Source organism: Roseomonas haemaphysalidis (assembly GCF_017355405.1).
Lineage (GTDB): Bacteria > Pseudomonadota > Alphaproteobacteria > Acetobacterales > Acetobacteraceae > Pseudoroseomonas > Pseudoroseomonas haemaphysalidis.
In genome coordinates, this window is record NZ_CP061179.1 from 65,051 (window position 1) to 86,870 (window position 21,820).

General features: G+C 65.6%; 19 protein-coding genes and 1 pseudogene. 13 read left to right on the forward strand and 7 right to left on the reverse strand.

The window, feature by feature from the left end; translation table 11 throughout:
- Window positions 1-276: 276 nt before the first annotated feature.
- Window positions 277-1,335 (forward strand): acyltransferase family protein, encoded by a 1,059-nt coding sequence (locus IAI59_RS19960; RefSeq protein WP_207415162.1) that lies wholly within the window; start codon window positions 277-279, stop codon window positions 1,333-1,335.
- A 284-nt stretch (window positions 1,336-1,619) separates the two neighbouring features.
- Here the strand turns inward: IAI59_RS19960 and IAI59_RS19965 are convergent, their stop codons facing one another.
- A complete protein-coding gene (locus IAI59_RS19965) occupies window positions 1,620-2,084 on the reverse strand; it encodes a serine hydrolase (protein WP_336512627.1) in 465 nt (154 codons plus the stop codon).
- Between IAI59_RS19965 and IAI59_RS19970 the strand changes: the two are divergent.
- Window positions 2,006-2,257 (forward strand): annotated as a pseudogene (locus tag IAI59_RS19970) (amidohydrolase family protein); the annotation flags it as partial. The gene IAI59_RS19965 and the pseudogene IAI59_RS19970 overlap by 79 nt on opposite strands.
- A 652-nt stretch (window positions 2,258-2,909) precedes the next feature.
- Here IAI59_RS19970 and IAI59_RS19975 read toward each other — a convergent pair.
- Complete coding sequence (locus IAI59_RS19975; RefSeq protein WP_207415159.1) at window positions 2,910-3,275, reverse strand: winged helix-turn-helix transcriptional regulator; 366 nt, start codon at window positions 3,273-3,275, stop codon at window positions 2,910-2,912.
- A gap of 97 nt (window positions 3,276-3,372) precedes the next feature.
- On the opposite strand from IAI59_RS19975, the gene IAI59_RS19980 reads away from it, so the two are divergent.
- Complete coding sequence (locus tag IAI59_RS19980) at window positions 3,373-4,488, forward strand: NADH:flavin oxidoreductase (RefSeq protein ID WP_207415158.1); 1,116 nt, start codon at window positions 3,373-3,375, stop codon at window positions 4,486-4,488.
- 88 nt (window positions 4,489-4,576) lie between these two features.
- On the opposite strand, the gene IAI59_RS19985 is transcribed toward IAI59_RS19980, so the two are convergent.
- The gene (locus IAI59_RS19985) at window positions 4,577-5,539 is read right to left on the reverse strand and encodes a Bug family tripartite tricarboxylate transporter substrate binding protein (protein WP_207415157.1); all 963 of its coding nucleotides are present in this window, start codon (window positions 5,537-5,539) and stop codon (window positions 4,577-4,579) included.
- A 349-nt stretch (window positions 5,540-5,888) separates the two neighbouring features.
- Complete coding sequence (pdxR, locus tag IAI59_RS19990) at window positions 5,889-7,325, reverse strand: MocR-like pyridoxine biosynthesis transcription factor PdxR (RefSeq protein ID WP_207415156.1); 1,437 nt, start codon at window positions 7,323-7,325, stop codon at window positions 5,889-5,891.
- 76 nt (window positions 7,326-7,401) lie between these two features.
- Here pdxR and IAI59_RS19995 point away from each other — a divergent pair, with 76 nt between their 5' ends.
- Both IAI59_RS19995 and IAI59_RS20000 read left to right on the forward strand, forming a co-directional pair.
- Window positions 7,402-8,139: a pyridoxamine 5'-phosphate oxidase family protein gene (locus tag IAI59_RS19995; RefSeq protein WP_207415155.1), complete on the forward strand. Its 738-nt coding sequence runs from the start codon at window positions 7,402-7,404 to the stop codon at window positions 8,137-8,139.
- A 134-nt stretch (window positions 8,140-8,273) separates the two neighbouring features.
- Complete coding sequence (locus tag IAI59_RS20000) at window positions 8,274-8,576, forward strand: hypothetical protein (protein WP_207415154.1); 303 nt, start codon at window positions 8,274-8,276, stop codon at window positions 8,574-8,576.
- Between the two features lie 302 nt (window positions 8,577-8,878).
- Here IAI59_RS20000 and IAI59_RS20005 read toward each other — a convergent pair whose 3' ends face one another.
- Complete coding sequence (locus tag IAI59_RS20005; RefSeq protein ID WP_207415153.1) at window positions 8,879-9,553, reverse strand: GntR family transcriptional regulator; 675 nt, start codon at window positions 9,551-9,553, stop codon at window positions 8,879-8,881.
- Between the two features lie 185 nt (window positions 9,554-9,738).
- Between IAI59_RS20005 and IAI59_RS20010 the strand changes: the two genes are divergently transcribed.
- From IAI59_RS20010 to IAI59_RS20045, 8 genes are read left to right on the forward strand one after another with little or no spacing between them, the layout of a single operon-like run.
- Window positions 9,739-11,325, forward strand: a complete 1,587-nt coding sequence (locus tag IAI59_RS20010) for an ABC transporter substrate-binding protein (RefSeq protein WP_207415152.1) — start codon at window positions 9,739-9,741, stop codon at window positions 11,323-11,325.
- Window positions 11,326-11,354: 29 nt separating this feature from the next.
- Window positions 11,355-12,893 carry an ABC transporter substrate-binding protein gene (locus IAI59_RS20015; RefSeq protein WP_207415151.1) on the forward strand — a complete coding sequence of 513 codons (1,539 nt, stop codon included), beginning with the start codon at window positions 11,355-11,357 and terminating at the stop codon, window positions 12,891-12,893.
- 7 nt (window positions 12,894-12,900) lie between these two features.
- The gene (locus IAI59_RS20020) at window positions 12,901-14,076 is read left to right on the forward strand and encodes a mandelate racemase/muconate lactonizing enzyme family protein (protein WP_207415150.1); all 1,176 of its coding nucleotides are present in this window, start codon (window positions 12,901-12,903) and stop codon (window positions 14,074-14,076) included.
- Window positions 14,077-14,090: 14 nt separating this feature from the next.
- Window positions 14,091-15,104, forward strand: a complete 1,014-nt coding sequence (locus IAI59_RS20025) for an ABC transporter ATP-binding protein (protein WP_207415149.1) — start codon at window positions 14,091-14,093, stop codon at window positions 15,102-15,104.
- Window positions 15,101-16,111, forward strand: a complete 1,011-nt coding sequence (locus IAI59_RS20030; protein WP_207415148.1) for an ABC transporter ATP-binding protein — start codon at window positions 15,101-15,103, stop codon at window positions 16,109-16,111. The genes IAI59_RS20025 and IAI59_RS20030 overlap by 4 nt, the downstream gene beginning before the upstream one ends.
- Window positions 16,108-17,064, forward strand: coding sequence for an ABC transporter permease (locus IAI59_RS20035; RefSeq protein ID WP_207415147.1), 957 nt, complete (start codon window positions 16,108-16,110; stop codon window positions 17,062-17,064). The genes IAI59_RS20030 and IAI59_RS20035 overlap by 4 nt, the downstream gene beginning before the upstream one ends.
- Window positions 17,061-17,921, forward strand: coding sequence for an ABC transporter permease (locus IAI59_RS20040; protein ID WP_207415146.1), 861 nt, complete (start codon window positions 17,061-17,063; stop codon window positions 17,919-17,921). The genes IAI59_RS20035 and IAI59_RS20040 overlap by 4 nt, the downstream gene beginning before the upstream one ends.
- Window positions 17,921-18,949: a hydroxyacid dehydrogenase gene (locus IAI59_RS20045; protein ID WP_207415145.1), complete on the forward strand. Its 1,029-nt coding sequence runs from the start codon at window positions 17,921-17,923 to the stop codon at window positions 18,947-18,949. Before IAI59_RS20040 ends, IAI59_RS20045 begins: the two co-directional genes overlap by 1 nt.
- 171 nt (window positions 18,950-19,120) lie before the next feature.
- Here the strand turns inward: IAI59_RS20045 and IAI59_RS20050 are convergent, their stop codons facing one another.
- Complete coding sequence (locus IAI59_RS20050; protein WP_207415144.1) at window positions 19,121-20,149, reverse strand: ABC transporter ATP-binding protein; 1,029 nt, start codon at window positions 20,147-20,149, stop codon at window positions 19,121-19,123.
- Entirely contained in the window at window positions 20,146-21,816 is a 1,671-nt protein-coding gene (locus IAI59_RS20055) for an ABC transporter permease (protein WP_207415143.1), read from the reverse strand. Before IAI59_RS20055 ends, IAI59_RS20050 begins: the two co-directional genes overlap by 4 nt.
- Window positions 21,817-21,820: the final 4 nt, after the last annotated feature.

Sequence of the window (21,820 nt, forward strand, 5' to 3'; positions counted from 1 at the left end):
CTCGCTAGGCCAGCCATGCACCGACATTTTGCTCAGAGTACCCAGTGGGACCTAGTCATAACCACCACCAGCGATGCACGTCGCTGACGGATTTAACGACATGGTAGAATTTATAATGACCCCTAGTGTTAGTTTTAGCCGATAAAATTAAGTTTATTCTCCTCAAGTAACTTATGTCATTTATGTGATGATTGTAAGATCGTTATCAACATCAAACCAATTGACTGACGATTGGCATGCAACTTTTCTGTGCAGGCGCTTTCACAGGGTTGCCACATGTCCGCCGAACCATCATCGCCTACTGATCAGTTCATCGCCAATCTCGACTCTTGGAGATTCGTGCTGATCCTGCTAGTGGTTTTGAATCATGCCCTAGTCTTCGCTATGTCGTTCGAAGACATGAACGCCATCGGACAGGCGGCGGTCATCATCACACGAGCCAGCGTGCCAACCTTGTCGCTATTTTCTGGCTATCTCTTCGCTATTCAGAAACCGCGCGGTTATGCGGTGATGGTTACCCTGAAGTTCCAAAGCCTGATCTTGCCCTTCCTGTTTTGGAATACGTTGATCTTCTTGGTTCTTCTGGGCATTAACGAATGGACGCAAATCGATCCAGAACATCTTCTCAGTCACCAAAGTCGCTATTGGCTAATCAATGGCCTGACAGCGATTCACGGGGGTCCGGCTAACGAGCCTTTGTATTTCCTCCGTGATCTATTCCTTTGCTGTGCCTTCTTTGGTCTGATAAGGCGCATCTTGCGTCATGCTGCGGGCTACGCCTCGGTTCTCGCCCTGGTAGCGCTAATTTACGTCACGGACCTGGATGGCCGTCTCTTCATTCGCAATGCCATCCCCCTGTTCTTCGTGATCGGGATGGGCTTTGGCGCATTTCCCCGAAGCGTGGCTATCTGCCGCCAATCCTTGTTGCCGCTGTCACTGATGGCAGCCCTGCTGCTGGGGTCGTGGGTGATGGACGATGTGGAATGGAGCAGCACGTCATTCCTCGGTTTGGCGACACTCTCCGCATTCTCCGCCGTGGTGGTTGGACTGGCGGCTTATCTGCCGTTGACGCCGCGGGTCGCAATCTGGGGGCGGCGCTACGCCTTCGTCATCTTCCTCTGCCATGCTTGGGTCATTCTTGGCTTCCAGCAACTGTGGGGCCGATACGAATGGAGCGAGATGTCCTACATCATCGCGGCCGGGTTGGGATCGATCGTGCTGGGCTTGGCATTGGCACGCATGATCACCCATCTCCCACCGATGCTTTCAAGTATGATTGTCGGGGGACGTGCGGCTCGCCCTCGCAAACAGGATGTATGCCCAAGTCTGTCATAGGTGACCCAGAGTCGATCAGGACTGAAGGCGTGATGGATATGGCTGCTGGCAGATCATTTTGCCAGCAGCTTTGAATTGGATCCAACTGGGTGCTGACCAGCTTGGCACCGCTGCGGCTACATCTCATCCGTGCCACTAGATCTCAAAATAGCCAACGGCTGCTCATGAGGTGCAGTATTGCTCACTCCCAGAGGAGCCGGCTGGTGCGGTGCCCTCAGGCACACCTGGACATACGGCACACAGTCCTAGCGGCGACGCGCTAACGAGCGGCTACTCCCGGTAACTCAAATCGTCGCTTGGACAGCCTTATTAACTGCGCGCAGCCGCTCGCTATGAAATCGTTCAGGACTCCTAGCGTTGGCGATGTAGGCCAAGTGGATTCCTGTTGCGGGATCAGCCCAGCAGAGCGAACTGCCAGCACCGGTATGCCCGAAGGCGCGCGGTGACGCGGTATCGCCGAATTCATCGGACGTAGGCGTCGTGCCGCGGGTGCGGGGACCCATCGCAAAATGCATGGGCTTGCCCTTTTTCTCGACAAGACGGGAGCCGGTGACGTCCTGCAGGGCGAGCTCCAGGGTCCGCAGCGATAGGAAGCGGCAGCCGTTGAGCTTACCATAGTGCAGCAACGCCTGACAGAAGGCGGCCATGGTCCGCGCCGTGCCCCTGGCACGCAGAAATGATTGCCATGACGTATAGGCATCCCAACGTCCACATCGTGGCCGATGCTCATGCACCGAAGCACTGGCCACAGGAATTCGTCCGCTACATCTATAGCTATGGCCAGGATAAGGTGATGTTCAGGACCGACTTTCCCGTGCTGACCTTCGAGCAGATGCGCGCGGAGGTGGAGGGGCTCGGTCTGCGGTCAGCACCGCTTCGGAAGTTTCTACGCGACAACGCCGCCCGGCTTTACAAGCTCTAGCCAAGGTTCTTTCAGGCGACTGGAAAGTGAAAGCCGAGGTTAACACCCTTGTCGGCACCGTCCTGATTACCCAAAAGCTGCGCCCCCCGATGGGGGAGCGCCGCCGCGCGCCGGGTGACGCGCTCTCAGGCGGCGAGCAACAGATGCCAGCGATCGGCCGGGGGCTGCTGACCTCGCCCCACGGCTAATGCTAGATAACCTGACCGAGGGGCTGGCGCCACGCATCGTCGATAGCTTGGCGACAACGACCCACGCGGTACATTCGCAGCAGTACCTAACCGAGAATGGTGAGGTTATCTAGCAGTGCACCACCGATGCACTGCACGCTCATTAACAGGAAATCAAAGCGCTGATCAGTCTTTGATCGAATGCTCCCGGCCTGGAACGGCGATGATCGTACTGGGCACATGCCCGCTACCAATGGCAGTTAACTTGCACATCCTCTCAACCGCTCTTCCCACCGGCGAGCACATATGAAGGCGCGATAATCTCCGCATCGCGCGTTGCATGGCCATCAGCCAGCGATAGCCTTAATCCAGCCGCACCAGCTTCACAGCGGAGAAAGCGGTCAGGCCGCGCCTATAGCGAGCTGTGACTTGTCGCCAAGCCCTCGAACGATTGGGTCTATCGGTAAGGTCGCTGGCGCATCAGGTCAAGCTGCGGTGCGGGCTTCGAACGCTTGGCGCGCTCGCTCTACCTCATCCAAATGATCCATGGTCCATCCATGGAGAGCTTGGAAAGGAACTAGCAGCGAGCGACCGAGCGGCATGATGGCGTATTCGACCCCGATCGGCGAGGTCATGATGACCCGGCGGGATATGAGGCCGTTCCGTTCCAGCCGCCGCAGGCATTGTGTCAGGGCCTTCTGCGTCACGCCTTCCAAGTGCCGCTTGATGCCGTTGAATCGCATCGGCCCACTGTTGAGAACGGTCAACACCATCATCGACCACTTATCAGCAATCTGGTCGAAGAGCTGGCGGGTGGGACAGTTTGCATCGAAATGCTGGCAAGCTGACATGGGTTTCCTCAGCGATACCTAGGCGACTGTAAGTGCGTTCTTGCGCCCAGGTAGCAGAAGTATACCTCTCTCACCAGTCAACCCGAGAGTCTGAGCAATGCCTTCAACCGACGTTCTGTTCCGACCCTTCCGCATTGGCTCAATGGAGTTGTCGAACCGCATCGTCATGGCCCCAATGACGCGCAGCTTCGCACCCGCTGGCATACCCGGTCCGTCACATGCCGCTTATTATCAACTCCGGGCTGAAGGCGGCGTCGGCCTGATCCTTTCGGAAGGCACGGTCATCGACCGCCCCGCCTCCCGCAACGATCCCAACGTTCCCTTCTTCCACGGCGAGTTGGCGTTGGCAGGTTGGAAAGGCGTGATCGATGCGGTCCATGCGGGCGGTGGCAGCATGGGCCCGCAGCTTTGGCACACGGGGGCGCTCAGGAGCTTCTTGACGGAGTGGGTTCCGGCTTCGCCCGTCGAAAGCCCCTCCGGATTGGAGGCACCGGGCGTCAAGCGTGGCGTCACCATGAGCGACGGCGACATTGCGGACACGATCAGCGCCGTTGCCCGCGCCGCAAGTGATGCGAAGCGCCTTGGCTTTGACACGATCGAACTACACGGGGCGCACGGCTATCTGTTTGATCAGTTCTTCTGGGCAGCCACCAACCGCCGGACCGACCGATACGGCGGTGCCACGGTCGGCGAACGCTCGCGATTTGCTGCAGAGGTCGTCGCGGCGGTTCGAACAAGCGTTGGTCCAGACTTCCCAATTATCCTGCGTCTGAGTCAGTGGAAAGTGCAGGACTTTACCGCGCGGCTCGCGGAAACGCCGAAGCAGATGAGTGACTGGCTTTTGCCGCTGGTGGAGGCCGGGGTGGACGTGCTGCATTGCTCGCAGCGGCGCTTCTGGGAACCCGAGTTCCCGGATATCGATGGCGAACGGGGCCTGAACTTTGCCGGCTGGGCCAAGAAGCTGACCGGCGCCGCCACGATCAGCGTCGGCTCGGTCGGCTTGACAGGTGACTTTATGGGTGCGTTCGGCGGCGAAAGTTTGACCGCAGAAGGACTGGACGGCCTGTTGGAGCGAATGGAACGCGACGAGTTCGACCTGATTGCCGTCGGTCGTGCCCTGATCAGCGATCCGGACTGGGCCCAGAAAGTTCGAATGGGCGATTTGGCCGGGCTGAAAGGCTTCGATGCCGCGGTACTGGCTGAACAGGTGTGACTGGCGGATGTCTCTGCGGACTTGATGGCGGCGATCTACTCGTCCCGTTCAGGAGCTTTGAAACGAAGCGCCGCTGCTTTCACATTCATTATTCGGGCTTCAGATTCGCGTCACGGATGACCGACGCATAGATCTCCGTGTCCCGCCTGATCCGCACTGCAAGTGCGTCGCCACCTTGGGCCATGATGTCGAGGCCCGCAGTGTCCATACGTTCACGGACACTGGACTGCCCGATCCCTTCCAGCAACGCGGAGGCCAGAATTGTTCTGACTTCCCCGGATGCCCCGGCCGGCATCACCACGCCGTAGAATGTATCGTTGACCAATTGTGGCAACCCGAGCGAGGCCAGGGTGGGTACATCCGGCAGCAGGCGATGTGGCGTGGCGGCAACGATGCCGAGCGCCACCAGCCGTTGGTCACGAACCGCTTGTAAAATGTCAGGCAGGTTGGCGAACGTGTAGTGAACGCGGCCAGTTATCAGGTCAGTCAGCATCGGGGGCACGCCACGGTAGGGGACGTGCTCCGCATTTAAGCCGGCAAGCACCTTGAGGTGCTCAAGGCCCATATGCTGGCTGGTGCCCTGGCCATTGCTGCCGAAGGAAAGGCCCGCGCCTGGCATTTTGGCTTTCGCAAGGAAGGCCGCGAAGTCGGATGCCACGGAAGGATGGCAGACCAGAACATGCGGAGTTCCAACCAGCAATGCGAGTGGATCAAAATCCGCGGAAGCGTCATAGGGCTGCGGCCGGTGCAGTGTCTGGTTGATCGTAAAACTATTGGCTACCATCAGAAGGGTCTGGCCGTCCGGGGGCATGGTCTTGACCGCCTGAACGGCGACCAGCGTTCCTGCTCCGGGCCGGTTCTCGACAATGATGTTCTGTCCAAGCAAAGGCCCGGTGGCTTCGGCGGTCAGGCGGCCGACTAGGTCGACGGCTGATCCAGGCGGGAATGGAACGACGTAGCGTATAGGAGCATTCGGTTGCCATCGGCCTGACTGAGCAATCGCGGGCGTGGGGAGAAGGCTTGCCAAGGCAAGCAGGGAACGGCGGTGCATCACGGTGGCCTCCGGCGACACAGATCAACACCATCACTGCAAATTCCATGCCGGACCGCAACGTCGAGCTCATTTGCGGGCGGAGATCGCTTGTTGGCACCAGCGCCCGCCGCATTCAACGATGCTTGATTGCTAAGACCATTCAACGGTCAGACGAAGACTTGGGCGCAATGTTCTTCGACTGCCAAGCTGCTTTGCATCGGCCGGCGATGCATCGATCGACTCCATCGCTTTTCGGCAGGGATCACTCGCCGTGACCATCCTCGTCTCAATCGGATAAGCCTGAGCCTAGGCATGGAGGCCCCCACCTGAGGTTCGTTGGTAATCTACGGGGCGCGGTAACCCCTGCTTATCGGTGCACCTCCGGATGATAGGACTGCGCTGCGTGGCCGAGCCGCTTCGCAGCCTCTTTCAACTCCGGGACTGAATAACCGGAATAGCCGAGCACAAAGCCCTCGTCCCCGCCTGGCACGATCCGGTTGTCCGACAGAAGCCGTGCCTCCACACCGGCCGCGCTGCGGATCCAGTTCGCAGCATCCGGTGGCAGGCCCTCCGGCAGGGTGGCGACGAGATGCAGCCCCTGGTCGGGCACTCTCACGCCCAGCATCCCACCGGAAACCTGCACGAGGCGCTCCGCCAGAATGTCGCGGGCGGCCCGGTAGCGCTTGCGCATGTGCCGGACATGCTCGGCGAAGCTTCCGTCGGTGATCAACCGCGCCAGCGGTGCCTCGAGCACGCTAGGCGGAAAGCGATCCGTCATGGCCCGCGCGGCGACCGCGCGTTCGATGAGCGCAGGGGGGAAGACCACGTACCCGCAGCGCAGGCCAGGAAACACCGTTTTGGAAAAGGTGCCAAGGTAGATCACCCGCCCCCGGCCATCGATGCCGGCCAGCGCCGTGAGTGGCGCCCCGGAAAAGCGGAACTCACTGTCGTAGTCGTCTTCCAGCACCCAGGCGCCGGCTTCGTGCGCCCAGTCGAGCAGGGCTAGGCGGCGCGCCATGGTCATGGATACGCCGGTCGGAAACTGATGGGACGGTGTCACATAGGCCAGGCGCGCGTCCTCGGCTTCTCGCCGCCCGGCCGCGACGTCCAGCCCCTGTCCATCGACCGCCACGGGGACGAGCCGGGCCCCACGTGCCTCCAGGAGGCGCCGCGCCGGGGGGTAGCCCGGATCCTCCATCCAGGCCCGGTCGCTGGGCGCCATGAGCATCTCGATGCACAGCCGCAGCCCGGCCTGGGTGCCGGTGGTGATCAGGATGCAGCCCGGGTCGCAGGTGATGCCGCGCGTGGCACCCAGGTGCCCCGCGATTGCGCAACGAAGCTGCTCGCTCCCGCGTGGGTCGCCATAGCCGAACAGCGCCGGGTCACCCTCCGCCAGCGACCGGCGAACCAGCTGTCCAAGCCGTCGCAGCAGCACGGGGTTAGGAAGGGTCCGCCCGAGCGCGAAGGCGCCCCGCCCCGCGACCGGTGGTAACAGCGGCACCGGACCGGCCAATGCCGGTCCATGAGGCACGCGGGCGGCGACATAGGTCCCTGCCCCGACGCGGGCCTCTGCCAGGCCCTCACCCAGCAATTGCTCATAGGCGACCACGACCGCATTGCGGCGGACGCCGAGTTGGTCCGCGAGCGAACGGCTCGACGGCAGTCGGACCCCTGCAGCCACCCGGCCACCGAGGATGGCGGCCCGAAGGCCGGCGTGCACCCGCGTGGACTGAGTCCCGTCCACGCCGTCCAGCAGGAGGGGCAGATCGAGGATCAGGCCGGGCTTCACCGAATTGGTCGGCACATCACATCCTCAATTGGCCCTCGCGGCGACCAATCTGATGCCGGATGCTCGGCCCCGCAATGCCGAGGACCGCCCGATGAACGCCCCTTCCGCCCCCAGCTACCCCGTGGACGGCATGAACCGCGTCAAGCGGCGCCACGACCGGGGCGCCTACGATCATGAGACGGTGCATGGCCTGCTGGATGCCGCTGTGCTGTGCCACGTGTCCTATGTGATCGACGGGCAACCCTACTGCACGCCGACGCTGTTCTGGCGCGAAGGCACGCGCCTGTACTGGCATGGCAGCAGCGCCAGCCGGATGCTGCGGAACCAGTCGGACGGCCAGCCCGCATGCCTGGCCGTCACCCACCTGGACAGCTTGGTCCTGGCCCGCTGTGGCTTCAACCATTCGGCGGACTACCGCTCCGTCATGGCGTTCGGTCACGCCTGGCTTGTCGCCGACCCCGAGGAAAAGCGGCGCGCCCTCGTCATGATGGTGGACCGCTTCTTCCCCGACCGGACAGCCGGACTACGCCAGACCACGGAGCAGGAAACCAAAGCCACAGCGGTGGTCGTCATGGAGATCGAGCGCGCCTCGGCCAAGATCAGGGCAAAGGGGGTGGCTGACGACGACGAGGACTATGCCCTGCCGATCTACGCGGAGCGACTGCCCGTCCACATGGTGATTGGCGCACCAGAGCCCTGCCCGCGGTTGGTGCCGGACATCGAACGGCCTGCAAGCCTTACGCCCTACCGGGAGGGCCGCCGCCTCGATGATGCTGTCTCCGAAGCTTACTCAACAACCTATAAGGTTGACGAAGGGGTGATAGGTTAGGTGATGAGATCAAGCTGCCTGCTCATCAAAGCTTGTGGCGCTCCTATGTCCCTATCCGATCTGCCCCCTTCCCCGGCGCTGGACTGCTTTGTGAAGAGTGCCGCGATAGGCGAACCAGAACGAGGATCAGCACCGTGCTCTCCCGCTGTCGGCGCCTTTCCGTCGCCCTCCTGGTCCTCACCGCGCTGACATCCGGTGCCGCCATGGCGCGGGACGAACGAGCCGCTGGTCGGAAGGGGCAGCCGGATAGCATCGGGGCCGCCACCATGCTGCTGGACGGCACGATCGTGCTGGAGCTGCGCGCTGAGGGGCCAGGAGGAATGATCGGCGATGTGCGGCTCACCTACCGTCCCGGCGAGCCGCATTACCCTGCGGTCCGCGACCACCTCCCGGGATTGAAACCTGGTCTGACCGTCACGGTGCCGCCCTTCGACTGACGCGCTTGGTGGGTGGCCGGCGACAGTCCTCCCCACATACCCACGCCGTCTTTGACTGCGCTTCGGCCTCCTCATGCCGGGGTTCGATCGCAATTGAGGTCGGGCACCTCGTGTCTGTCGCCAGCCGACAGCCTTTATTATCGCTTCCTACCCGTCTCGGGCCCCAGCAGCGGAGCGTAAGGCGCGTTAAGTTTCTGATTTTTCGTGCCTGAGAGGATGACGATTGTCTGCCAGATGCCGCGTGTTGGCCGCCGCCACGGGGGCGGGATCTCTCGGTCCTCGGCGCTTTATAGGCGTGCCAGTCACGCCACACCATTCTCTGCCATGCGCAAAAGCAGGTCGTTCTTCGCTGACTGGCAATGCAGGCGTGCGGCTTCCAATGCCGCAGGCACCTCCCGCCGGGTAATCGCGCCCACCAAGTCCCGGTGCTGTCGTACAATCTCAGCAACACGGTTTTCGCCGAAGCCGAAGCGGTTTCGGATCGCGATGACCAGCTCCCACCCACGGTCCAGGATGTTCGCAGCCTCCGGGTTATCGCCCATTCGCGCGATAAAGCGGTGGAACACCAGGTTGGCCTCCACCATGGCCAGAGCATCCAGGCTGCTCGCGGCCGTCTCGTAGTTCAAAGCCAGTGCAGTCAGCCGAACGAATTCCTCGGGCGTGCCCTTCAGCGTGGCGTTGCGAACGAGCAACGTCTCGATCGCTTCACGCGTGTCGTGCATGTCGGCCACGAACTTCTGGCTCACGCCGCGCAGCACCGCCCCCTTGTGGGATTTGATGATGACCAGGCGATCGCCCTCCAGCTGTCGCAGCGCGTCGCGGACCGGGATGTGGCTGACACCGTAGCGCGCGCTGAGCTCCGCCACACGCAAGCGATCGCCCGGCGCGATCGCGCCACTGAGAATGTCCTTGCGGATGGCGCGCTCGACCATCGTGGACATGGTCCGCGCAACATCGCCAGACGGCGCGAGCTCCATCAATCTCATCTCTCCGTGTCGCTGCTCCCCCTACCTAAATGGACCAACCCTGCGGAGGCCAGAGGTTGCGTGTTGCGCCTCCAGATTAGCTATCATATATAATATCGAATTCCAAGGAAGGCGCTGGATCGGGATCAACCCGGCAAGGGCGCGGCCGGCTGCAGGGCCGGCGGAGGGAGTACCGGATGTCTATCCCACAGGTGCCACACGGCCCCTCGGCCGATCCCGTCATCCATTTGCGCCGGCGCGAGATGCTCGTGGCAGGCGGCGCCGCGCTGCTGATGGGCCTGTCGCGTGGGCGGGCTGCCGCGCAGCCGGTGCCGCGCAAGGGCGGCATTCTGAAGCTGGCCGCCCCGTTCAATCCTTCCAGCCTGGACCCGGTCACCGGCGGCGCCGGCTCTGACCACATGGTTCTGTATCCTGTGTTCGACACACTGGTGAGTTTCGATCCCGGTACGTTGGCGCCCCAGCCGGGCCTGGCCGTGGCCTGGAACTATCCTGACCCCAGGACCCTGATCCTGACGCTGCGTGCGGGTGTCCGTTTCCATGACGGCACGCCGATGGACGCCGCTGCGGTGAAGGCCAATCTGGACCGCGCCCGCATGGATGATCGTTCCTCGGTCAAGGGCGACCTGCAGTCTCTCGCTTCGGTCCAGGTGCTGGCGCCGGACAGCGTGGCATTGCATCTCAGCCGCCCCGATACCGCGCTGCCGCTGATCCTTGCGGACCGCGCCGGCATGATGTCCTCGCCCCGCGCCATCACGGCGCGTGGCCGGCAGTATGACCGCGAGCCGGTGGGTGCCGGGCCGTTCAAGTTCGGACGCTGGGCGGACAACGATGTCGTGGAGCTGGTGCGCAACGAGGATTACTGGGACCGCGACCTACCGCACCTCGACGGCATCACATTCCGCATCATCACGGACCTGAACACCGGCCTGCGCTCGGTCCTGGCCGGCGAGAACCACGGCGCCTACCGGCTCAATCCGCAGCAAAAGATCGTGGCGGATCGCATGGGTGCGCGCGTGGTGGTCAGCAGCACGCCGACCATCGCTGACTACCACCTGGTATTCAACTCCCGCCGTGCCCCGCTGAACGATGTGCGAGTGCGGCGGGCCATCAATTATGCGGTGGATCGCGCGGCCTTCAACCGTGCCGCGCTGCTCGGCCTCGGCACGCCCGCCCAGACCATGTTGCCGCCCGGCTACTGGGCGCATGATGAATCTCTGAATGACTTCTACACCCATGACCCGGACCGGGCTCGGGCCCTGCTGCGCGAAGCCGGGCACGCGGAGGGAATTGATATCCAGTTCTTCGGCAATGCCGACCAAGCGTCGCAGCAGCGGCACGAGATCGTCATCGAGCAGTTGCGGCAGGTCGGCATCCGTGCCCGGCTCACAGCTGGCTCCAACGCGGACATGTACCAGCGCTTCATGATCCAGCAGGAGGGCGACATGATCATGACGCTGTGGACCGGCCGGCCGGACCCGGCGCTGCCTTTCCTGCTGGTGTATGGCGAGAACGGCTTCAACAACGCCGGCAAGGTGCCGCCCCCGCCCGAGATGGTCGCGGCTCAGGACGAGGCGCAGACGGCGTCCGACCAGCCCGGCCGCAAGCGTGCCTTCGCCAAGCTGGAACGGTTGGCGCTGGAACACGCTTTGTCCTGCGAACTGGCCTTCGTGCCGGGCATCGAGGTCTTCACGCCCGATGTCCGCAATTACACGCCCAATCTGCTGGGCAAGCCGAAGTTCAACGACGTTTTCCTCGCCGCCTGACGCAAGCCGCCACAGACCGGAGGATTTCCGTGCATCGACGCCATGCCCTCGCGACCCTGGGTGCCCTCGCCGCCGCGCCATTCCTGACGGCGCCGTGTTCTGCCGCTGCCGCCGCGCCCCGACGGGGCGGCATTCTGAAGGTCTCCGCCCCCTTCAATCCCTCGACGCTCGACCCGATCACCGGCGGCCTCGGTTCGGACCACATGGTTCTCTACCCGATCTTCGACACGTTGGTGGATTTCGAGCCCGGCACATTGGCACCGCGCCCTGGGCTGGCGACCGCCTGGCAGTTCACCGACCCAACCACGCTGCTGATGACGCTGCGCCCGGGTGTGCTGTTCCACGACGGCACGCCAATGGACGCGGCGGCGGTCAAGGCCAACCTGGACCGTGCCCGCACGGACGAACGTTCCGCCGTCAAGGGTGACCTGCAATCGCTGCAATCGGTGGAGGTCGTGGGACCGTTGCAGGTGGCCCTGCGCCTCAGCCGGCCGGATACCGCTCTGCCGCTAATCCTGGCCGACCGCGCAGGCATGATGTGCTCGCCCAAGGCGCTGGCCGAGCGTGGGCGGCAGCATGATCGCAACCCCGTCGGCACCGGTCCCTTCCGTTTTGAGCGCTGGAATGACAACGACGTGGTCGTGCTGGTGCGCAATGAGAACTACTGGAACAAGGACCTGCCGTATCTTGACGGCATTACCTTCCGCATCATCACCGACCTGAACACAGGATTGCGCGCCGTGCTGGCAGGCGAGACGAACTTCGCCTACCGCCTGAATCCGCAGCAAAAGATCGTGGCGGATCGCATGGCCAGCCGCGTCCGGGTCAGCAGCACCCCGACCATCGCGGACTACCACCTGCTGTTCAACTACGGCCGCGCGCCGTTGCAGGACGTGCGGGTGCGGCAGGCCATCAACTACGCTCTGGACCGCGATGGCTTCAACAAGGCGGCGCTGCTCGGCCTCGGTGTGCCGGCGCAGACCATGCTGCCGCCGGGCTACTGGGCGCACGACGAATCGCTGAACGGCTTCTACACCCACGACCCGGACCGCGCCCGCAAGCTGCTGCGCGACGCCGGGCACCCGGACGGCGTCGACATCCGCTTCTTCGGCTATTCCGACCAAGCCTCGCAGCAGCGGCACGAGATCATCATGGAGCAGCTGCGGAAATCCGGCATCCGCGCGCAGATGACGGTGGGGTCCTCCGCCGACATGTACCAGCGCTTCATGGTGCAGGGAGAAGGCGACATGCTGCTGGCACTGTGGACCGGGCGCCCGGATCCGAGCCAGCCCTTCCTGCTGGTTTATGGCGAGAATGGCTTCAACAATTCCGGCAAGGTGCCGCCGCCGCCCGAGATGGTGCGGGCCCAGGCGGATTCCCAGTCGGAAAGCACACAGGACGGCCGCAAGCGCGCCTTCGCCCGGCTGGAACGCGCGGCGCTGGAACATGCGCTTTCCGCCGAGCTGGCCTTCGTGCCGGGCATCGAGGTCTTCACGCCGAACGTGCAGGGCTACGTCCCCAACCTGCTGGGCAAACCGAAGTTCAACGATATCTTCCTGGCAGACTGAAACACCCATGAAAATCGCGAAGATCGAAGACCTGCACGCCGCCGCCGGCTGGCGCACCACCTCCTTTCTCAAGATCACCACCAGCGACGGCATCGTCGGCTGGTCCGAATACAGCGAGGATGTTGGCAACCGTGGCCTGACCGCGACGATCCGGGCGTTGTCCGAGCGGCTGATCGGCATGGATCCGCGGCGGATCGAATGGATCATGGCCGTGCTGTATACCCATTCGGTGCCGGCATGGTCGGGCATCAACCAGCATGCGCTCGGAGCCATCTGCAACGCGCTGCTGGACATCAAGGGCAAGGCGCTGGGCGTGCCGGTGCACGCGCTGTTCGGCGGCGCGGTGCGCGACCGGCTGCCGGTCTACTGGTCGCACTGCGGCAGCTACCGCGTGCGATTCCCGGACATGGTCGGCACGCCGCCGCTGCGCGACTTCGACGACATGCATCGGCTGGGCGAGGAGGTTCGCAGCCGTGGCTTCCGCGCGCTGAAAACCAACATCATGTTCATGGAGGACGGCAGGCTCGCTAATTTCCGCCCCGGCTTCGGTACCATGCCGGGCTTTCCGGCGCTGAACCCGCAGCCGGGCGTCATGCGCGACCTCGACCGGCAGTTGGAAGCGCTGCGCGCTGGCACTGGCCCGGATGTCGAGATCATGCTCGATGCCAACTTCCATTTCCGGACCGAGGGCTACTTGCAGCTTGTGCGGACGGTTGAGCCGCACAAACTGGCGTGGCTGGAGCTGGATCTCTACGACCCCGCCTCCCTCGCGCTGCTGCGTCGGGAAGCGGGCTTTCCGATCGCCAGCGGCGAATCCCTCTACACGCGGCGCGGCTACCGGCCGTTCCTCGATGCCTATGCCATGGATGTCGCGGTGGTGGACGTCATCTGGAACGGCTTCCTGGAATCCATGAAGATCGCTTCCATGGCGGAGGCCTATGAGGTCAACGTCGCGCCCCACAACTTCTATGGCCACCTGGCGGACCACATCAGCGCCCACTTCGCCGCCGTTGTGCCGAACCTGCGCATCATGGAGATGGATATCGACGACGTGCCCTGGAAGGGCGAGTTTGTGACGCACCAGCCGGTCATCCAGAACGGTGAATTCGTCGTGCCGGACCGTCCGGGCTGGGGCACCGACGTGGACGAGGTCGCGGTGCGCCGCCGCCCCCCCAACCGCTAATGCAGGAGGGTTCGATGCAGGATGTTGCAAGGCCACCGCTGCTGGAGGTGCGCAATCTCAGCGCCTTCTTCCGCACCGGGCGCGGCGAGGTGCAGGTGACGCGCGACGTCTCCTTCGCCATGGCGCCGGGGGAGATGGTCGGGCTGGTGGGCGAGAGCGGCTGCGGCAAGACCGTGACGGGGCTGGCGCTGATGGGCCTGCTGCCGCCTGCCAGCAGCCGGCTGGATGGTCAGATCCTGTTGCGGGGCCAGGATCTGGTCACCATGGCGCCGGCCGCCAAGCGCCGCCTGCGTGGCCGCCGCATCAGCATGATCTTCCAGGAGCCGATGAGCGCGCTGGACCCGGTCTTCACCATCGGCCACCAGATCAGCGAGACGCTGCGCGCCCACCAGGACGTCAGCCGGGCGGAAGCGCGCAACCGCGCCATCGAGGCGCTGGCGCGCGTCGGCATCCCCGAGCCGGCCCTGCGGCACGACGCCTATCCGCACCAGCTCTCGGGCGGCATGCGGCAGCGCGCGATGATCGCCATCGCGCTGGTCTGCGAGCCGGAGCTGCTGATCGCTGACGAGCCGACCACGGCGCTCGACGTCACGGTGCAGGCGCAGATCGTCGACGTATTGGGCGAGCTCTGCGCCAAGCTCGGCATGGCCATGCTCTTCATCACCCACGACCTGGGGCTGGTGTCGCAGACCTGCTCGCGGCTGGTGACGATGTATGCCGGCGAAGTGGTGGAGGAAGGCCGGGTTGATGACATCTTGCTGCGCCCGCGCCATCCTTACAGTTCCGGCCTGCTGCGCTCCCTGCCGGCGCTGACGCATCGCAAGGCGCGCCTGCCGGCCATCCCCGGCCGCGTGCCGGTGCGCGGGCAGATGACGGACGGCTGCCGGTTCCGCCCGCGCTGCGCCCATGCCCGGCCCGAATGCGCCGCACCGCAGCCGCTGCGCCCGGTGCGGCCCCCCGGCCAGGCCCGCTGCTGCCGGGTGGAGGAGCTGTCCCTGCCCGGCGTGCTGGCGGAGCACGCGGCATGACGGCGCATGAGCCGCTGATCGCCACACGTGACCTGGGCATCCACTTTCGCTTGTCCCGCGACACGGTGCTGAAGGCGGTGGATGGCGTCAGCCTGGAGGTGCAGCCGGGCGAAACCTTTGGCATCATCGGTGAATCCGGCTCTGGCAAAACGACGCTGGGGCGGGCGCTGGTCTGCCTGGAAGAGCCCTCCGCGGGGCAGGTGCTGCATCGGGGCAGCGACCCCTATGCCCTGTCCGGCGGCGCGCTGCGGCGGCACCGGCGCGACTACCAGGTGGTGTTCCAGGACCCGAACGCGGCATTGGACCCGCGCATGACCATCCTGCGTTCGGTGCGGGAACCGCTGGACGTGGCCGGCACGCTGCCGCGCGCGGAGCGGGACGAGGCCGCCATGCGGGCGATGGAGCGGGTCGGGCTCAGCCCAGAATTCGCGTCGCGCTACCCGCACGAGCTGTCGGGCGGTCAGAAGCAGCGTGTGTGCATCGCCCGCGTGCTGACGCTGCGGCCCTCCGTGATCATCTGCGACGAGGCCGTGGCGGCCCTGGACGTTTCCATCCAGGCCGACATCCTCAACCTGCTGGCTGACCTACAACGCGAATTCGGGCTGACCTATGTCTTCATCACGCACAACCTCGGCGTCGTCGCGCATATCAGCGACCGCGTGGCGGTGATGTATCTCGGCCGGCTGGTGGAGATGGGGGAAACCGAGGCGCTGCTGGCGCGCCCGCTGCACCCCTATACCGACGCGCTGCTTTCCGCCGAGCCCGTGGCGCTGCCCTCGCACATGCGCGGCACGCAGCGGGTGGTGCTGAGCGGCGAGCTGCCCAGCCCGGTTTCGCCACCTTCCGGTTGCCGTTTCCGCACGCGCTGCCGCTTCGCCCAGGATCTGTGCGCGGCCCAGGTGCCGGACTGGCGGGAGGTGGAACCCGGGCACTGGGCCGCCTGCCACTTCGCCGGCACCCTGCCCACGGTCTCGGTCCCGCACGGCATGGCGGGGGCGCCGTCATGACCCGCCGCCAGGCCCTCGTGATCGGCTCCCGCCTGGTTCAGGTGGTGCCGGTGGTCATCCTTGCCACGGTCGTCATCTTCGGCCTGCTGCAGCTGGTGCCCGGCGACCCGGCTGCGGTGATCGCCGGTGAATACGCCACGGCGGAGCGGATCGCCGGCATCCGCCACATGCTGGGCCTCGACCGCCCCTTATGGGAGCAATACGCCGTCTGGCTCGGCCACGCGGTGCAGGGCGATCTGTCCACCTCGCTGATCACCGGCCAGCCGGTGCTGGACGAGGTGCTGCGCCGCCTGCCCAACACGCTGCTGATCACGGTGCTGGCGCTGGTGCTGGCGGTGCTGGTGGGCGTGCCGCTGGGCATCCTGGCCGCGACGCGGGTGGACGGCCCGGTGGACCGCGTGGTCACCACCATCGCCTCGCTCGGCGTCGCGGTGCCGAATTTCTGGCTGGGCATGATCCTGGTGGGGTTCTTCGCGTTGGGGCTTGGCTGGTTCCCGACCACCGGCGCGGCCTCGCTGACGCAGGACCCGCTGCGTGCCCTGTCGCATGCCGCGCTGCCGGCACTGGCGCTGGCCACCGGCGGCATCGCCGAGATCACCCGCCAGTTGCGCAGCGCGCTGATCGAGGTGCTGTCCTCGCAATACGTGCGCACGCTGCACGCCAAGGGGCTCTCCCAGGCGCGCATCCTTTGGCAGCACGGGCTGAAGAACGTTTCCCTCACCCTGCTGACGGTGATCGGGCTGGTGTTCAACCGGGCGCTGGGCGCGACAGTGGCGATCGAGGCGGTCTTCGCCATTCCCGGCACCGGCTCGCTGGTCGTCGCCTCCGCCACCAACAAGGACTTTCCCGTGGTTCAGGGCGTGGTCTTCGTGCTCGTGCTGATCGTGATCGGACTGAACCTGATGATCGACCTGCTGTATGCGCTGCTTGACCCGCGGGTGAACCGGCGGTGAGCGCGCCGCACCGCCCCTCGGCCGCGCGGCGCTTCCTGTCCTGGCTGCGGTCGGATCTGCGCGCGGCGGTCAGCCTCGCCTATCTGTTGCTGCTGTTCTCGCTGTCGCTCCTCGCCAACGTGGTGGCGCCGCATTCGCCCATCGCGCAAAGCATGGACATGCTGGCGCCGCCCGACGCCGCCCACTGGCTCGGCACCGACGACCTTGGCCGCGACGTGCTCAGCCGGCTGATCCATGGCGCACCGATGACGCTCTATGCCAGCTTCCTGGCGGTCGGCGTCGGCTCGCTGATCGGCCTGCCGGTCGGCATCATGGCCGGCTACCTGGGCGGCTGGGTGGACGGGCTGACCGGACGCGTCATCGATGCGCTCCTGTCCTTCCCCTCCATCGTGCTGGCCATCGCCGTCACCGGCGCGCTGGGCATCGGGCTGACCAACAGCATGATCGCGGTGGGCATCGTCTTCTCGCCCGGCCTCGCGCGGCTGATCCGGGTGCAGACCATCGTGGTGAAGAACGACCTTTACGTGGATGCCGCCCGCACCTTCGGCATGTCGCCGCTGCGCATCGTTTGGCGGCATATTCTGCCCAATGCCATCCAGCCCTTTATCGTGCAGGTGACGCTGCTGCTGGCCGCGGCGCTGCTGGCGGAGGCGAGCCTCAGCTTCCTGGGGCTCGGCGTGCAGCCGCCGCAGCCGAGCTGGGGGCAGATGCTGGCGCGCTCCTACGGCTACATGGAAATCTCGCCGGAGCAGATGTACGCGCCCGGCCTCGCCATCCTGTTCACGGCGCTGGCCTTCAATGCGCTAGGCGAATCCCTGCGCGCCGTGCTCGACCCCACCCGCCGCCGGAGCGACTGATGCCCGAAACCCCGACCCCCTGGCGCCCCCAGGTGCTGGCCACCAGCGCCCTGCACCCGGATGCCGAGGCCCTGCTGGGTGAGTGCTGCCAGCTGGTGCTGCCCGCCGCGCCCGGCGACGACGCCCTGCGCCAGGCCGCCGCTGGCGCCGACGCGCTGATCGTCCGCGCCAAATTGCCGGACGACATCTTCGACCACGCGCCGGCCCTGCGCGCCTGCGTGCGGCACGGCGTTGGTCTGGACTTCATTCCGGTGGAGGCCGCCACGCGGGCGGGCGTGCCCGTGGCCAACCTGCCGGCCGCCAATCGGCAGTCCGTGGCCGAATACGTGGTGGCCGTGGCGGGATTGCTGGCCCGCGACCTGCACCGCCTGGCGATCGATTTCCAGGCGCAGGGCTGGGCGTCCCGCGTCCGGCACCCAGGGTTCGAGCTTGCGGGCCGTACCCTGGGCGTGGTGGGCTGCGGCGGCATCGGGCGCGCGGTCGCGCAAGCGATGCACTGTGCCTTCGGCATGCGCGTGCTGGGCCACGACCCGCATGCCTCGGACCTGCCTGCCATCATCACGCCCGTGCCGCTGGCGCAGTTGTTCGCGGAGGCGGACGTGATCACGCTGCACATGCCCTCGACACCCGAGACGCGTGGCGTCGTGGATGCCGCGTTGCTGGCCGGGGTGAAGCCAGGCGCCGTGCTGATCAATGCCGCGCGGGGGGATCTGATCCACGAAGCTGCGTTGCTGCAAGCACTGGATGGGGGCCGGCTCCGTGCCGCCGCGCTGGATGTGTTCGAGCCCGAGCCCCTGCCATCCGGCCATCCCTTCCTGGGCCGGCCGGACCTGTTCCTGACACCGCACATCGCCGGTGGTAGCGAGGAAAGCGGGCGGCGGATGAGCATGGAGGCGGTGGAGGAAACGCTGCGTATTCTGCGTGGCCAGGCGCCCTTGGCGCTGGTCAACGCGACGTGCTGGGACGGTTACCTGAAGCGGCATGACGGCGGCTTCCTGGCAGCCGGTCCACAGGCCACCGACGCGTAGATAGGAGCAGCGGAGGTGATCTGGATCACCCGGCGCGTGGCGGGCGCCGTTAGTGCCGTGGTCGTCCTGTCCCTGAGCCGAGCGGCGGCCGCCCTGACCCGTCCGCGCGGTGCTGGGCTTTGGCGCCGCGAAGCTGCGACCGATCAAAGCAATTTCTGTATCGATCCCGTTTCAGGCGTCATGAGGTGGTGATGAGTGCTTGCCGGGCAGCGGCATGGCGTCCGCGGCGTCGAATCCCAGCGTGATTGGCTCACCGACCGCCAGAGCGCTGCTGGCCGCATCCACCGGCGCGAGTACGACCAGGGGCCCCTCCGGCGTGCGGGCCAGGATGCGCAGCCCGGTGCCGAGGAAGACAAGCTCCTCAACAACGCCGTGCCGTTGGTGCGCGCCTGCATCGCCGCCACCCGCGATGCGAAGCTTTTCCGGACGGATGCCATGCGTCATGCCATCCAACGTCAAGTAGTTGCACTCTCCTAGGAATGAAGCAACGAAACGGTTGGCCGGTTGCTGATACAACTCGCGCGGGGTGCCGACCTGTTCGATCGCGCCGCGCTCCAGCACCACGATCAGATCGGACATGTGCAGCGCCTCCTCCTGGTCGTGGGTCACAAAGACGATGGTGACGCCGAGCCGCGCCTGCAGCCGCTTGATCTCGCTTTGCAGGCTGGCACGCAGGTTCTTGTCCAGCGCCCCCAACGGCTCGTCCATCAGCAGGATGTCGGGGCGAATCACCAGCGCGCGGGCCAGCGCGACGCGCTGCTGCTGACCGCCTGACAATTCGCGCGGGAAGCGTGCACCAAAGCCGTCCAGCCCCACCATGGCCATGGCCTCCGTCACCCGGGTGGCGGCCTCGGGCTTCGGCACGCGGCGCATGTCCAGGCCGAAGGCGACGTTGTCGCGCACCGACATGTGCGGGAACAACGCGTAGTTCTGGAATACCATGCCGATGTTGCGGCGGTTGACCGGCGTGCGGCTGACATCCCGCCCGCCGATGCAGATGGCACCGCCATCCAACGTTTCGAACCCCGCGATCAGCTTCAAGAGCGTGGTCTTGCCGGAGCCGGAGGCGCCCAGCAGCGTGCAGAAGGCGCCGCCCGGGATCTCCAGCGTGAAGTCGCGCAGCACCTCCGCCCGGCCGTAGGACTTGCACACGCGGTCGAGCTGCACGGACTGGCCGCGCGGCGGGGTGGGCTGGCTCATCGGGCGCGCCTTTGCAGCAACAGGTTCAGCAGCAGCACGGCGAAGGTGAACAGCACGATCAGCGCGGCCACCGCCGTGATGGTGGGGTTGATCTCGTGCGTCACGCCTTCGTACATCAGCTTCGGCAGGGTGCGGCTGCGCACGTTGGTCAGGAACAGGGCCAACACCACGTCGTCGAAGCTGGTGATGAAGGCGAAGACGCCGCCGGCGGCGATGCCGGGCAGGATGGCCGGGAGCTGCACGCGGCGGAACATGGTGAGCCAACCTGCACCGAGGCCCAACGCCGCCAGCTCCAGGTTGCGGTCGAAGCCGCGCAGCGAGGCGCGCACCGTGATGACCACGAAGGGTACCGCCATGACGATGTGGCCAAGCCCCAGCGCCCAGCGGCCGCTGGTCATGCCCCAGGGTGCCAGCAGGTAGAACAGCCCCACCGCCAGAATGATATGCGGCACGATCATCGGCAGGATGAACAGCGTTTCCACCACCCGCCCCAGCCGTCCGCGCAGCCGTGACAGGCCAAGCGCCGCGAGCGTGCCCAGCACGGTCGCCCCCACCACCGCGATGGCGGCCACCTGCAGGGAGTTCCACAGCGCCGCCATCCATTGCGGGCGGGCGAAGAACTCGTTGTACCAGCGCAGCGAGAGGTTGGTCGGCGGGAAGGCCAGAAACGGCGAGGAGCCGAGGCTCATCGGGAAAACCACCAGCACCGGCGCCAGCAGGAACAGGACCACCAGCAGCCCGGCCGCCACCATCAGCCAGCCACCCGCCGAGCGGCCGCGCGAGCCTACCGTGAAGGGCGTGCCGATGCGGCCCGAAGCCGTGCTCTCACCCAGCAGCCGGTCCAGCCCGAAGGCTGCCTGGAACAAAAAGAATACCAGCAGCGTGGCGACCAGCACGGTGACGGACAGCGCACCAGCCAGCCCCCAGTCGAGCTGCTGGTTGATGTTGAAGGCGATCAACTGCGCGATCATGGTCTGCGCCGGGCCGCCCATCAGCGCGGGCGTGACGTAATAGCCCAGGGCGCTCATGAAGACGATGGTCGCGCCCGCCATCACGCCCGGTGCGGTCATCGGCATGAACAGGCGGCGGCACAGCGCCCAGGGGCCGGCGCCCAGCGTCTCGGCCGCGTGCACCAGGTTCTGGTCGATGCCGCGGAAGGCGGCGTGCAGCGGCAGCACCACGAAGGGCATCAGCACGTGGCTCATGCCAATCAGAACGCCGGACATGTTGTAGACGAAGGCGACAGGCTGGTCGGTCAGGCCGCTGCCGGTCAGCAGGGCGTTGAGCGCACCGTTGCGTTGCAGCAGGATGATCCAGGCGGTGGTCCGCACCAGCGCGCTGGTCCAGAAGGGCAGCAGCACGCAGACCGCCAGCAGCCGCGCCACGCGCGGCGGCACCGTGGCCATCAGGTAGGCGACCGGATAGGCGATGACCACGGAGATGACGGTCACCATCAGCGCGATCTGGAAGGTGGTGCCGAGCGAGGTCAGGTAGGCCGGCACCGATAGGATGCGCAGGTAGTGGCCGAAGGTGCCCGCCGGGCTGTCGAAGCTCAGCGCCAGCAGCCGCGCCACGGGCAGAAAGAAGAAGCCCGCCAGGAACAGCAGCAGCGGCAGGGCCAGCCAGCCCAGCCGCGCCCCCGGCAGCCGTGATACAGCCGCGCGCATCGCG